This window comes from Variovorax rhizosphaerae (assembly GCF_037889975.1).
GTDB lineage: Bacteria > Pseudomonadota > Gammaproteobacteria > Burkholderiales > Burkholderiaceae_C > Variovorax > Variovorax rhizosphaerae.
The window spans coordinates 102,058-115,753 of sequence record NZ_JBBKZT010000010.1 but is presented as its reverse complement, the minus strand read 5'-3'; the positions used below and the strand labels follow the sequence as shown (position 1 = coordinate 115,753).

At 66.6% G+C, this 13,696-nt stretch carries 13 protein-coding genes; all 13 read left to right on the top strand.

Annotated features, from left to right (window positions below; all coding sequences use genetic code 11):
• Positions 1-44: 44 nt before the first annotated feature.
• The 13 genes from WKW82_RS21870 to tagH are packed head-to-tail and all read left to right on the top strand — an operon-like array spanning position 45 to position 13,670.
• Positions 45-1,094 (top strand): hypothetical protein, encoded by a 1,050-nt coding sequence (locus WKW82_RS21870; RefSeq protein ID WP_340344445.1) that lies wholly within the window; start codon positions 45-47, stop codon positions 1,092-1,094.
• 25 nt (positions 1,095-1,119) lie between these two features.
• The gene (locus WKW82_RS21865) at positions 1,120-2,574 is read left to right on the top strand and encodes a tetratricopeptide repeat protein (RefSeq protein ID WP_340344444.1); all 1,455 of its coding nucleotides are present in this window, start codon (positions 1,120-1,122) and stop codon (positions 2,572-2,574) included.
• Between the two features lie 27 nt (positions 2,575-2,601).
• Positions 2,602-5,031 (top strand): type VI secretion system Vgr family protein, encoded by a 2,430-nt coding sequence (locus WKW82_RS21860; protein WP_340344443.1) that lies wholly within the window; start codon positions 2,602-2,604, stop codon positions 5,029-5,031.
• 14 nt (positions 5,032-5,045) lie between these two features.
• Positions 5,046-5,510: a DUF6484 domain-containing protein gene (locus tag WKW82_RS21855; RefSeq protein WP_340344442.1), complete on the top strand. Its 465-nt coding sequence runs from the start codon at positions 5,046-5,048 to the stop codon at positions 5,508-5,510.
• A 16-nt stretch (positions 5,511-5,526) separates the two neighbouring features.
• Positions 5,527-5,985: a DUF4150 domain-containing protein gene (locus tag WKW82_RS21850; protein ID WP_340344441.1), complete on the top strand. Its 459-nt coding sequence runs from the start codon at positions 5,527-5,529 to the stop codon at positions 5,983-5,985.
• Between the two features lie 10 nt (positions 5,986-5,995).
• On the top strand, positions 5,996-7,120 hold the full coding sequence (locus tag WKW82_RS21845) for a hypothetical protein (RefSeq protein WP_340344440.1): 1,125 nt from the start codon (positions 5,996-5,998) through the stop codon (positions 7,118-7,120).
• A 28-nt stretch (positions 7,121-7,148) separates the two neighbouring features.
• A complete protein-coding gene (locus tag WKW82_RS21840) occupies positions 7,149-7,880 on the top strand; it encodes a hypothetical protein (RefSeq protein WP_340344439.1) in 732 nt (243 codons plus the stop codon).
• 10 nt (positions 7,881-7,890) lie between these two features.
• Positions 7,891-8,469 (top strand): imm11 family protein, encoded by a 579-nt coding sequence (locus tag WKW82_RS21835; protein ID WP_340344438.1) that lies wholly within the window; start codon positions 7,891-7,893, stop codon positions 8,467-8,469.
• 18 nt (positions 8,470-8,487) lie between these two features.
• Complete coding sequence (locus WKW82_RS21830) at positions 8,488-9,273, top strand: Imm49 family immunity protein (protein WP_340344437.1); 786 nt, start codon at positions 8,488-8,490, stop codon at positions 9,271-9,273.
• Positions 9,274-9,284: 11 nt separating this feature from the next.
• The gene (locus WKW82_RS21825; protein WP_340344436.1) at positions 9,285-10,337 is read left to right on the top strand and encodes a DUF2169 family type VI secretion system accessory protein; all 1,053 of its coding nucleotides are present in this window, start codon (positions 9,285-9,287) and stop codon (positions 10,335-10,337) included.
• A 30-nt stretch (positions 10,338-10,367) separates the two neighbouring features.
• Positions 10,368-11,693 (top strand): hypothetical protein, encoded by a 1,326-nt coding sequence (locus WKW82_RS21820; protein WP_340344435.1) that lies wholly within the window; start codon positions 10,368-10,370, stop codon positions 11,691-11,693.
• Entirely contained in the window at positions 11,690-11,875 is a 186-nt protein-coding gene (locus tag WKW82_RS21815; protein WP_340344434.1) for a hypothetical protein, read from the top strand. The genes WKW82_RS21820 and WKW82_RS21815 overlap by 4 nt, the downstream gene beginning before the upstream one ends.
• Positions 11,876-11,903: 28 nt before the next feature.
• Positions 11,904-13,670, top strand: a complete 1,767-nt coding sequence (gene tagH, locus WKW82_RS21810; RefSeq protein WP_340344433.1) for a type VI secretion system-associated FHA domain protein TagH — start codon at positions 11,904-11,906, stop codon at positions 13,668-13,670.
• The last annotated feature ends 26 nt before the right edge of the window (positions 13,671-13,696 follow it).

Sequence of the window (13,696 nt, the reverse complement as noted above, 5' to 3'; positions counted from 1 at the left end):
CATTCACCGAGTCCTGCCCCGAATTTTCATGGAGGAAATAAGTCATGGCTCTTGATCTCTCCAAGCTGCTCGCGTCCGGAGCGAGCACCAGCAAGAACAGCTACTACAGCGGCCTCCTGGAGGAGGCCAGGGCGTACAACGCCATCGTTTCGCCCATCAACAAGAAGCCGAAGGGCGATCAGCTCACCAGGGTGTGCCAGGTGGGTGGCTGGTATCTCACCAGCAAGCCGCCACAGCCCGGCAAGATCAAGAACGACGCGCGATGGCGTGCCGTCAAGGACTTGATGGAGCAGTGCGGCGCGGAGGCTACCAATCTCGGACTGCGCCTTCTTTCAGGGCCCAAGGATTTCAAGGCGATCTCGGGCGCCCATGCCAATCACAGCTACTGGCTCGAAATGCTCGATCCGCAGCACCGGGTGGGCTACGTCCTGTCGCCCCAGTTTGCCAGTTGGATCAGCAACCCTGCCGCGATTTTGAACAAGCAGTCGTTCTGGGATTTCATCGGGACCAACTTCAATCCCTCGGAGGTTCAGGTCCTGGTGAAGTACTACCCGGAGTCCTCCGTCTACTCCGACCTCGACTACCTGCTTCACTTCGACGCAGGGCTCCTGCTGGATGCACACGATCAACCCTATGACACGCGCACGAAGACCACGGCGTTTTCAGGCACCGGCTGGGGCATCTTCGTGGTCAGCCCAGACGGAAAGATCTTCTCGGGCTCGCACAACGTGGGCGTTCATCACCATTCCAGCTTCCTGGGCGGCGGTGCCGTGATGGCGGCCGGCGAACTGGTCGTGGACACGGGGGTCATCCGCTTTCTCACCGGCAAGAGCGGCCACTACAAGCCCGCACCCGAGAACCTCCTGGGCTGGGTGAGGAAATGCGGCGACATTCCGGGCGATGCGTTGATCAATCCGGCCTTCGGGCCGCCGAAGTTCTACACGGTGGCCGATTTCAGGGCCCGTGGCCTGGCGGCGACCGAACTGAAGCGGCAGGCGATCACGAACCAGCTGAATCGCTCTGTCTGGTCCGCATCGCGCCTGTCGATGGGAGGACGGGGGTTCTACGACGTGTGGCTGCAGGTTCCGATATGAGCGGGAGGCAAAGGGCAGGCATCTCATGAAGACCCGGAACAAACACATCGGCCGCCGCCCGGTCACGCAGGCCCAGCAGCTTCCGCCGGGCTTCACGCCCGCGAAGCAGGTCAGCCTTGACGATGCGCTGAAGCTGGCCATCGCCATGCACCGCGCCCACGGGCTCGACGATGCCGAGAAGGTCTACGCGCGCATCCTCGCGGTGGCGCCGGACCATGCGGACACCTTGCACTTCATGGGCGTGCTGCAGCACCAGCGCGGTCGCAGCGAACAGGCGCTGGCCCTGATCCGCCGCTCGCTCGCGTTGAACGGCAGCCTGCCGGACTGGCACAACAACCTCGGCAACGTGCTGCTCGAGACCGGCCACCTCGACGAAGCGGCGGCGGCCTACGAGGAGGCCGTGCGGCTCGGGCCGGACCGTGCCGACATCTACAACAACCTCGGCGTGCTGCGGCGCGAACAAGGTCGTCCCGAAGCCTCCGAGGCCGCGTATCGACGCGCCATCGAACTCGACCCCAAGTACATCGACGCGCACACCAACCTCGGCGTCCTGCTGCAAAACCTGCTGCGCAGCCAGGAGGCGCTGGATGCGCTCAGCAAGGCGCTGGAACTGAAGCCGCGTTACGGCAGGACGCGGCAGGCGCTGGGAATGGCCTACTACATGCTTGGCCGTTTCGACGATGCGGCGCAGGTGTACCGTGACTGGCTCCAGGAGGAGCCCGACAACGAGGAAGCCAGGCATCACCTGGCCGCTTGTTCCGGCCTGGCGGTGCCGGAGCGCGCCACCGACGCCTATGTGGAGCACGTGTTCGACGGCTTCGCCGACACCTTCGATGCCAAGCTGGCCAAGCTCAGCTACCGCGCGCCGCAACTCATCGCGCAGGCCTTGCCGTCCTTGCTCGGCGAGCCGAACGGCACGCTGGACGTGCTGGACGCCGGTTGCGGCACCGGCCTGTGCGGCCCGTTGATCGCGGCGTATGCGCGGCGCATGGTCGGGGTCGATCTCTCGGCCCGCATGCTGGCAAGGGCCGAGCCGCGACAGGTCTACGACGCGCTGCACAAGGCCGAGCTCACCGCCTTCATCGAGGGCGAGGACGCCGAGTCCTTGGACCTCATCGTTTCCGCCGACACGCTCTGCTACTTCGGCGACCTGGGCGCCGTGACGCGAGCCGCCGCGCGCGCGTTGCGTTCCGGCGGCTGGCTGGTCTTCACCGTCGAATCGATCCCCGATGACGGCGCCGAAGCACCCGACTTCCGCCTCAACCCGCACGGCCGCTATGCCCATCGCGCAGGCTACCTGCACGAGGTGCTGGGTGCGGCCGGCCTGACCGCCACCGACGTGCAGCCGGCGCACCTGCGCCTGGAGGCGGACAAGCCGGTGGAAGGCTTCGTGGTCTCGGCGCGCAAGGCACTGCAACCCAGCCAACCTGAGCAGCACAAACACACATCATGCGAAACCGCGCCGGCCCGTTCGTCCTGATGGCACACCCGCATGGAAGGCCACGCCATGGCGACTGATCTCCAGTTCCTCATCAAGAGCGATTCGCCGGCCAACGCCGACCTGATGTTCTGGACCATCGTCGGCCAGGAGTCGCTGTCGCGCCCTTCGCACTACGAACTCACCGTGCTGTCGACCAACGAGAAGATCAAGGCGACGGACATCCTCGGCCATGCCTTCGACGTGGTGATCGAGTTCCTCGACAAGGACGGCGGCAAGCACGAGCGGCATTGCCAGGGCCATGCGGTGCGCTTCATGCGCAAGGGCGCCGTGGGCCGCTACTTCGAATACCGCCTCACGCTGCGCTCCTGGTTCTGGCTGCTCACCAAGCGCCTCAACTCGCGCATCATCCAGGACAAGAAAGTGCTGGACATCCTCGACGCCACCTTCGAGGACAGCCCGATCAAGCGCTTCAAGAAGGTCAAGTCCGACAAGGTCATCGGCACCCACAACGCGCTGCGCTACAGCGTGCAGCACCAGGAGAGCGACTTCGACTATCTGTCGCGCATGCTGGAAGACGAGGGCATCTACTACTGGTTCGACGCGCACGACGCGCCCGGCACCATGTACCTGGCCGATGCCAGCGATGTCGCGCACAAGAAGCTGCCCGTCATCAACACGCTCAACTACATCCCCTTCGGCGCGAGCGAGGTCCGCTTCAACGAGATCAGCCACTGGGTCGATTCGCGGCGCCTCGACACCGGCAAGTACGACGCGCGCGACAGCGACTTCAAGGCCGTCAAGAAGCAGCTCAAGGCCACCAAGGCCGACCCCGACACGCACGAGCTGGCCGACCTCGAGGCCTTCGAATTCCCCGGCGGCTTCTTCCGCAACGACGACACCGACGACGCCGGCAAGGTGCGCATGGAGGAACTCGCCGCACGCCGCCGCGTCAACTGGGCCTTCACGCGCTGGCCCGACATCGCCGCCGGCATGAACTTCACCTTCCACGGCCACCCGATGGGCGAGCCGGACACCGACTACCTCTGCGCCGCCTGCACCTTCGTCGTCACGCATCCGGGCTACGAAGGCCTGACCGAGAACGATGGCAACGTGCAACGCCTGGGCCATGTGGTGCTCGAACTGCTGGACGACGACCCGATCAATGCCAAGTGGGAAGAAGCGCTGCACGACCTCATCCGCGGCCACCCCGACCTGATCGCGCCCATGCGCGGCAACAGCGCCTTCCTGCTTACCGCACTGCCGGCCGATACGCCCTACCGCCCCCCGCGCACCACACCGCGCGTGGTCATGCCCGGTCCGCAAAGCGCCATCGTGGTCGGCCCCACCGGCGACGAGATCCATGCCGACGACTTCGGCCGTGTGAAGGTGCACTTCCACTGGGACCGCTACGACAAGAGCGACGAGAAATCCACCTGCTGGGTGCGCGTGTCGCAGCCTTGGGCCGGCAAGGGCTGGGGCGGCTACTTCATCCCGCGCATCGGCCAGGAGGTGATCGTCGATTTCCTCAACGGCGACCCGGACCGGCCCATCATCATCGGCCGCGTCTACAACGACGACCAGCCCAAGCCCTTCGACTCCCACACCCAGAGCGGCTTCAGGACGCGCTCCACCCCCAAGGGCAGCGCAGCCAATTGCAACGAGTTCCGCTTCGACGACAAGAAGGGCAGCGAGCAGGTCTACCTGCATGCGGAGAAGAACCAGGACATCGAGGTCGAGAACGACGAGACGCACTGGGTGGGCCACGACCGCACCAAGACCATCGACCACGACGAGACCTCGCACATCAAGCACGACCGGACGGAGACGGTCGACCATGACGAACAGATCACCATCCACCACGACCGCATCGAGCGGGTGGACAACGACGAGACCATCAGCATCGGCCGCGACCGCAAGATGCAGATCGATCGCCACAAGGGCGAGACGGTCGTCGGCAACAAGACCATCCTGGTGGGCGGCACCCACACCGAGTCCATCACCGGCGCGATGAGCATCACGGTGGCCTCGACACTGACCGAGTCCGTCGCCATCAACTACGCCGAGACGGTCGGCGGCGCGATGGAACTGACGGTGGGCGGTGCGCTGGCCACCACCGTGGGCGCGGCCTCGGCAGAGACGGTCGCCGGCGCCAAGACGCTGAGCGTGGGCGGCAGCCTGAGCGAGAGCACCGGCGGCAGCAAGACCGTGACCGTCGGCAAGGACGTGGCCGAGACCATCAGCGGCAACGAGAACGTCAAGATCGCCAAGAACCAGACGGTGGCCATCGATGGCGAGCAGAAGATCAGCGTGACCAAGGAAGCGTCCCTCAAGGCCAAGAAGGTGCAGATCGTGGCCGACGACGAGATCAGTTTCAAGACCGGGAGCGCCGAGATCCTCATGAAGAAGAACGGCGACATCACCATCAAGGGCAACAAGATCACGGTCAAGGGGGATGGCGACCTCATCCTCAAGGGCAGCAAGATCACCGCCAATTGAGCGGGGAGATGAACATGACTTCAAATGCGTCCAATGCCTTGTTGAAGTGGCCTGAGCCAACGCCAGCGAAAGAGACCGGTGCGTTGACAGGACGCCTGGTGGCCATCGATGCGGGCCGGCCCATCGTCGAGTTCGATGCCGGCCGGGGCTTGCAGGAGGTGCCCGCGCGCGTGCTGCAGGACATGGCGCCCGGTGGCCAGCCGTGGGCCGTGGGGCAGAGCGTGCTGCTGGTGCTTGAGCGCGGCGATGCGAGCCTGCCGGTGATCATCGGGCGTGTGGCCGACACGCTGCCGCGGCCGTCGCTCGAGCTGCGTGGCGACGAACTGAACTTCGAAGGCCGCGAGCAGGTCGTGTTGCGTTGTGGCGAGGCGTCGATCACGCTGCGCGCGGATGGGCAGGTGCTCATCAAGGGTTCGCGCCTGTTGAGCCGCGCCTCGGAATCCAACAAGATCCGTGGCGCCACGGTGCTGATCAACTGATGCCGGAAGCCTTGCAATGCCTGTGACCGTTGCCGTCAATTTCATGTCGGTCGTGCATGCCGGCAGCAACGGCATCACGATGGCCTTTCCGGACGTGTGCAAGACGCCGGTACCGCCCGCGCCGCCGGTGCCCATTCCCTACCCGAACATCGCGCAGTCGAGCGACACGGCGCAAGGAGCATCCACCGTCAAGTGCGACGGCAACCCGCCGTGCGTGAAGGACTCCAACTTCAAGATGAGCACCGGCGACGAGGCCGGCAGCCTGATGGGCGTCGCCTCCAACAAGGTCAAGGGCAAGGCCGAGTTCGTGAACTTCTCCTTCGACGTCAAGTTCGATGGCAAGAACGTGGCTCGGGCGATGGACCTCATGTTGCACAACGACAAGAACACGCCGCCTTTCCCCGTGATCCAGGGCCCCGCGATGGCCATGGGCGGCGACAAGGGCAATTGCTACGTCTGCGGCGAGGCCATGTAGGGCACACACCATGGTTGCCATCCTCGCCCATGCCATGGTCAGCTCGCTGGGGTGCGACAGCGCCGACGCCTGTGCCGCCGCGCGCGCCGGCCTGACCCGCGCCGCGTTGATCGACGGCATGGAGGTCTCCGCTGCCGCCGATGGCAACCCGGAGCCGGTGGTGGTGCATGCGGTGCCCGTGCTGACCAAGGGCTTCGAAGGCGAGGCGCGGCTGCAGCGCATGGTCGACCATGCGCTGCTTGAGATGAAAGTGCTGCTATCACGCAGCGGCACGCTGCGGGACCGCGTCGGCGCTTACTTTGCGGTGCCCGATCCGGCGCGGGAGTATCAGGCCCTGGACCTGATCACGGCCGAGGCCGAGCGCCAGGAGAAGAGCGAGATCGCCGGAAGGCTCGCCATGCAGCCTTTCGATGGCAGTTCGGCGCAGCGCATGCTGACGCGCGCGGCGGACGCGGCCGAATGGCCCGGCACGATCAAGCTGATGCGCGCTTCGGCCGCCGGGCAGGCGGCCGCGCTGGCCTGCATGGCCGCCGCCAGGCAAGACCTGGAGGAAGACCGCCTGGACCTGGCCATCGTGGCGGCGGTCGATTCGCTGGTCTCTCCGGCCACGCTGATCTGGTTGCACCAGTGCCACCGCCTCAAGACCACCGACATGCCCATCGGCCTGATGCCCGGCGAAGGGTGCGTGATGCTGGCCATGGCCCGTGGCGGCGAAGGCGTGCAAGGCCATGTGCTGGACGCGGCCCTGGGGCAGGAACCCCTGAGCCTGTGGTCCGGTGCCACCAGTGTGGGCCAGGGCCTGGGCGAGGTCATGTCGCGCGTGGCGCAGAGTGCCGGATGGAAAGACGCCGAGGCCAGTGCCTGGGTCATCTCCGATCACAACGGCGAGGTCTACCGCGCCAATGAATGGGGCCATGCGCTGGTGCGCCTGCAAGGCGCCTGGCCAGCCGCAAGCGACCCGACGGTCTGGTTCCCTGCCATCAGCTTCGGCGACACCGGGTCGGCGGCGCCGCTGATCGGCGCCTGCATGGCACTGCGGGCCTTCGAGCGCGGCCACGCGCCCGCCGACCGCGCGATGGTGCTGGCTTCGTCCGAGGGCGAAGCCCGCGCCGCACTGGTCCTGGCCGCGCCGTAGGGCGCCGGGACATGCGAGGAAATCCATCATGGGCAATCACAACCGAGAGCTATTCAAGAACGATTTCTGCGCCGTCGCGGCCGATGGCGAGTGCAACTGCGGCAATGACTACAAGAAGAACTGCGTGCCTTCGCCAGCCTGGAGCTCGGCAGATGACTTCCAGTGGGGAGATCGCCAGCAGTCCTATGCGCCTCACCATGTGTTGTGCGTCGCATCTGTCGGCGTGCTGATCATCAAAGCCACGGACACAGACGTCAAGGGTGTCGTCAAGGCCACCAAGTGGTGCGTCAACAAGAAGGGCAACATGATCGCCTTGCCGCTGTGGGGCCACACCGTGAAGTGGTATTGCAAGGTCGGGACACGGGTCATCGGGGGCGGAAATACCAAGGCGCCAAAGTTCCAGAACCTGCCGCAACACGATTGGGACCACACCGGCGAGGGCGGCTATATCGAAGAGTTGAACGAAGAGCTCAAGGACCTGGTGAGGGAAGTCGCCAACAAGGCGCATGACGCCAAACCGGTCAACCTGGCTGCCACCCTGGACAAAAAGGCCAAATCCTTCAAGGACAGGCTGAAGGATCGCGGCAACCGCCAAGGCGGCACCCACAAGGCCTGGAAGAGCGGTGCGACCAATCCCGATTGGTACATGCCATTCTCGATGGCCTCAAATGATTCGGTGAAGGACAGGGCCTACCCGAAACTCGATTTCAGCGATGAGGTCCTGACAAAGTTGAAGTGGCTGGCCGAGAAACTGAAATGAGGACTGACTGATGTCGAACTACGTCATCTGGACAAAGAAAATCGTCAAGGGGGCCTGCACACTGGCCGACTTCACAGGCTATGCGCAGGATTGGCGCCTTCTGGACGGGCAATCCCTGAAGGACAGCTTTCCGTCCTCGGCCCGCTTCGACATGGACCCCGAGTACCCCGACAAGCTCGCGCTGACGGACAGCCTCTACAACACCGACAGGCAGATCGTTGCTTCGCCGAAGCTGCGCGGTCTGCTCGAAGGCCTCGACATCCCGCACATGGAATACCTCCCGGTGAACGTGTTCAACCACAAGGGCCGGCCAGTCGAACCGTCCTATGTCATTGCGCACCCCATCGACCCGATCGACTGCATCGACGTGGCTGCATCGGGTGCCGACTTCAGCCTGATCGACACCGACTCGATAGACAGCGTGCAAAGGCTGGTCATCGACGAAAGCTGCATCGATCCCGCGCGGCTGTTGTTCCGGCCCAAGGCCTACTACAAGGTCATCCTGGCGCACCGCAGCCTGGCCGACAAGGTCGATGCCGCCGGCATCACCGGGGTGCGCTGGATCGAGTTGTCCGACTGGCCCGGTTGAACAGAAGCGCAGGACACCATGCAACTGGCCGAAGATGTCGACGCACTGGCCTATGACACCGCCTTCTGGCTGGTGGGCTATGAGGAGCCCGGTGTTTATGAACTGAAGGACCTCGGCGACATTGGCGCGGACCTGTCCCGCAAGCTGCGGGCGTTGGCCATCATCACGCTGCTGACGACGGGCGACAGCGACAAGTTCTGCCACAACCTGATCCGCAGCGGTCGCGTGCGCGAGCACTACCTGACGCGCATGCGCCAGCAACCGGGGCAGGCCGACCATCACCTTGCATCCGCCCGTGTCGATCCACTGCTCGACGCCCTGGCTGCGGGCGATGTGGAGCTGGCGCACCGCATCGCCTGGATCTCGCCGCGCACATGGGAGCCGCAGCGCGAGTACGAAGACGACTTCTGCTATGCGCAGATCCTGCATCGCCTGATCCATGGCGTGCAGTCCCCGGCGGTGTACCAGCCCTTCATCGACCAGTTCGAAAACGCCCTCAAGGGCCAGCCCAGCGAGCGCCTGGCGGTGGTGAAGGCACTGGTGCAACGCTCGCAGGCAGACTTCGATCTGGCCTTCGAGGCCTTGCTCGATGCGCGTCGAAAGGACATCCTGTCCGCGATCAAGCGGGCGCAGATGGAGGACCCGATCGTGCTGGCTGGGCGCCAGGTCTTCATCGAGGGCCTGGCCCTGCTGCGCCTGGCCGAGCGCCAGGGGCTGCAGACCGCGCCCGACTACCTGTACTGCCCGTCGCTGGCGAGGCGGCCCATGCGCACGCCCGTGCCGACTGAACCGGACGCTCCCTGAGCGCCGACGTCATGCCCCACACCCTGGTCGACAACCGCACGCCCTATGCCTTCGAGGCCCTTCAACTGGTCGACGAGCAGGCCGTGGCGCAGTGCGTGACCTGCGTGCAGGCCACTTTCCTGATCCACCCCGAAGGGCTGATCCCGCTGGCCAAGCAGCGCCCGGTCAAGGTGGGTGGCGAATGGCGCGGCGACCCGGCCGAAACCAGCATGGTGATGGAGCCCCAGGTCGCGTTCATCAAGCAGGGCACGGATGTCGTGCTGCACGGCCATGCGCACGCACCGGAGCCGGGCGCCACCGAGAGCATGATCGGCATTCGCGTGGGGCCCTTGCAGAAGACCGCGCGCGTCTTCGGCGAACGCCGCCACACCGGCATCCCCGGCTTGCGGGGCATCTCGCCGCCGTTGCCCTTCGAGCGCATCCCCATCATTCCCGAGCGGGCCTTCGGTGGGTGGGACCGGCGCGATCCCGACCCCAACCGCCACGCCTGCGAGCCCCGCAATCCCGTCGGCCGGGGCTTCTACACTGCCGTCCCCGAGGGCGACGACACCTGGTTGCCCAACTTCGAGGATCCGCAGGATCTCATCACCTCGTGGAGCGACCGTCCGCAGCCGGCCTGCTTCGGCTTCATCGGGCCGGAGTGGCATCCGCGCCTGGCTTATGGCGGCACTTACAACGAGGCCTGGTCCAAGTCCCGCAAGCCCTTGCTGCCGACGGATTTCGACCGGCGCTTCTTCAATGCGGGCTCGCCCGGCCTGGTGTCGCCGAAGCCTTTGCGTGGCGATGAGGAGGTGGTGGTGATGGGCTGTTCGCCGCAGCGGCAGCGTGTGGCGTTCCGGCTGCCCGAGCCCGAGGCACCGGTGTGCGTGGTCGAGCTGCGGGGCCGCAAGCGGGTACCGCTGCGCACCACGCTGGACACCGTCATCGTCGACATGGACAGCCACCTGCTGACCCTGCTGTGGCGAGCCTGCCTGCCGGTGCGCAATGGACTGCACGACGTCGTGGCCATCGGCGTCTGGCAGGGCGCACACGCCCGCGATGCCGCCGCCTCCATGGCCGCCTGAGACGCCCCGTCGCGACGACGACCCGACACCATGTACGCCACCCTCCACGCCTTCACGCGCGGCCTGCACGAAGAACACCTGCAGGAGATCTCGCTGCTGTTCGAGCAGCGGCAGGCGCTGCGCCTCAAGCCCGATTTCAACTGGCTCGAGGTGGCGGACATCGAGGAGCGGATCGAGGCGCACCTGGACGCCTTGCTGATCGGCGGCGAGCTGGCGCTGGAGGTCAGTCGCCGTGCCGCAAGCGAAGGCGATTTCGGGGAGATCTTCGGCGCCATCGTGTTGTTTTGCAGGCAGCAACAGGCACCGCTCCTGGCCGAGGCGCTGCGCATGATGGATTTCAAGGATCCCAAGAAGCAGTTCGCCCTGGCCATGGCATTGCGCAAGGCGCTGCCCACCCCCTGGGCCAGCTTCGTCGAACAGGCGCTGACACAGGGTGACGCGCGCCTGATCCCTGTGCTGGCGGCAGTTTCCGGACACTTGCGTTTGCCGCATGGTGCGGCGCTGCTGGCCGCCCTGCGGCGCAGTCCCGAGCACGCCTTGCCTGTCATCGAGGCGCTGGGCCGTTTGCGGGAGGCCAGCGCCGAGCCTGTGTTGCGGGCCGCGCTGCAGGGCCCGGATGCCGAAGTGTCGGATGCCGCCGATCTCGCACTGTGGCGCATGGGGCGTGGTCAACCCGACATGCCAGCCACGCCGCTGACCCTTGCGGTGGCCGGCGGACCGGCGACGGCCACTGCCTTGCGCCAGCGGGTCGAGGCAGGCCATGCCAGCCCGGAAGAAATACTGGCGCTGGGCATCCTGGGCCATCCCCCGGCGTGGCGGGCACTGTACGACTGCCTGGGCCAGCCGGAGCTTGCCGAGGTCGCCGCGATCGCCCTGCAATGGAGCACCGGCGCGGATCTCCAGGCAGACGTCTTCGTGCCGGAAGAGGTCGACGAACAAGCCTTGTTCAAGGACGAACTGCAAGCCTGGCAGCAATACAAGCAGGCCCCCGTGCGGCTGGATGGCCAGCCCTTCGGCGAGGTCGTGAACAAGCCCGTGACCGACCCGGTCGCCTGGCAGCAATGGTTCGAGGCCAACGCCGCGCGCTTCGACCGCCGCCTGCGCTACCACAAGGGCCGGCCATGCGCGCCCGCGACCTGGGTGGCCAGCCTGCAGTCGCCGCGCGGGGATGCCCGCGTGCGCCGCTATGCCGCGCTGGAGATGGAGATCCGCTATGGCTGTCCCGTGCGCTTCGAGGTGGACATGGACGTCATTCAGCAGCGTCATGCCTTGCGTGCCATGGAGGACTGGAGCCGCAAGGAAGGCGCACGTTTCCAGCCGGGGCATTGGTACCTCCATGGCGCAGCATCCGAATGAAGACGCCGCTGATCTTTGCCATCGTGGCCGCTGTCTTTCTCGCTGCGGCCCTCTGGCGCACGGGGCGCGATGGCTTCAAACTGGCACTGGCGAGCCGCATCTGGCTGCTGGTCGCGCTGATCTTCGGCGCGGTGTCCGCCTGGTTGTGGTGGTCTGGCGGAAAGCCGGGCCTGACAGTGTGAAGAAGACTTCGTCCTGGAGGCACAAGCCGTGATCAATGTGGTGGTTGTCAGTCATCGCGGTGCGCCCGTCGGGCAGCCCCTGCAGGCGCAGTTCGGGCCGGCGGGGGGCACCATCGGGCGCGCACCGACCAACACGCTGGTGCTCGACGACCCGGACCGCACGGTGTCCCGCGTGCATGCGCAGGTGGAGTGCCGCGGCGGCCAGTTCTTCATCCTCGACCGCGGCAGCAATCCGTTGCAGCACAACGGGCACCCGGTCGGCGCCGGACGCGAGGTCGCGTTGGCGGCGGGCGACCGGTTGGTGGTGGGCGGCTTCGAGCTTTCGGTGCAGGGCGTTGGAGGGGGTGTCGCCGCACCGTCGCCGGCCCCCGCAACCGCCAGGGCGGCGCACCCCTCCGACGACGACCCGTTCGCCGACCTGCTCGCAGGCCTTGGAACACCCGCGCCGCCGGCCGCCGCCCCTGCGCCGAAGGCCGCGGCTCCGACCCCGAAAGTCGCCACCGATCCGTTCCAGTTCCCGGACCCGATGGCGCACCCCGCCGCGGCCGCCTCGCCGAGCGACGATCCCTTTGCCGACCTGTTGGGCTCGGGCGCTTCGCCGCCCCCCACCGGCAGTGCGAACCAGGACCTGTCCGGCCTGGGCCTGCTGCCCGGCGCCGCCAGCAACATCGATGAGCTGTTCGGCGGCTTTGGCGGCAGCGGCCCGGGCAGCGATCCGTTTGGAGACAACAGCCCACTCGGCGCGCCGCTGGTGCAACCGAACCTGTCGTCCGGCGCCGACCCGCTCGCCTCCTTGCAAGCTACACCCAAGCCGATTGCCGCGCCGCGCAGCGACCATCTGCCGATCGGGCAGTTCGGCTACACGCCGCCCAAGGGCGTCGTCCCCCCCGGCGGCGCCAGCGGTGGCGGCTCGCTGATGGACGACCTGGGCGCCAATCCGACCGTGCCCACGCCCCTGTTCGGCGACCTGATCGACGAGCCGGCCACGAGCCCGTCGGGCCGCAAGCTCCCTGCAGCCGATGCCGACGACGATCCCTTCGCCAACCTGATACCGGGCCCGCCACCCGCAGCGCCGGCCTCCAGGCCCGTTGCGCCATCGCGCGTCGCGCCCGTCGCGCCGCCGATGGCCGCCACCCCGCGCGCCGCGCCCGCCCCGGTCGCGGCAGCGGCAGCGGCAGCGGTGTCATCCGCCGCACGCGAATCCGACGACGTCCTCTTCGCCGCCTTCCTGCGCGGCGTCAACAGCAACCACCAGATGCCGACCGCGCTCACGCCCGAGCTCATGGAGCGCATCGGCGCGTTGCTGCGCACGGCTGCCGAGGGCACCTTGCAACTGTTGCATGCCCGCCAGGAGGTCAAGCGCGGCGTGCAGGCCGAGCTCACGATGATCGCGGCGCAGGCCAACAATCCGCTCAAGTTCTCGCCCTCGGCGGAGGTCGCGCTGGCGCATCTGCTGGGCGCCGGCGTGCGCGGCTTCATGAGCCCCGAGGAAGCCATGCGCGACGCCTACGACGACCTGCGTGCCCACGAGTTCGGCGTGATGGTCGGCATGCGCGCCGCGCTCGCCCATGTGCTCGCCCGCTTCACGCCCGCGGAGCTGGAGAAGAAGATCGTCTCCAAGTCCGCGTTCGACGCCTTCTTCAGCAATCGCAAGGCCAAGCTCTGGGATGAATTCGTCTCGCTGTACGACGGCATCGCGGCGGAGGCCGAGGATGACTTCCACAGCCTGTTCGGCAGGGCCTTCGTGCAGGCCTATGACGAGCAGATGGCGCGACTGAAGGCGGGCCGCAGATAGGGCGCAGACCCACGACAGCCACGAGG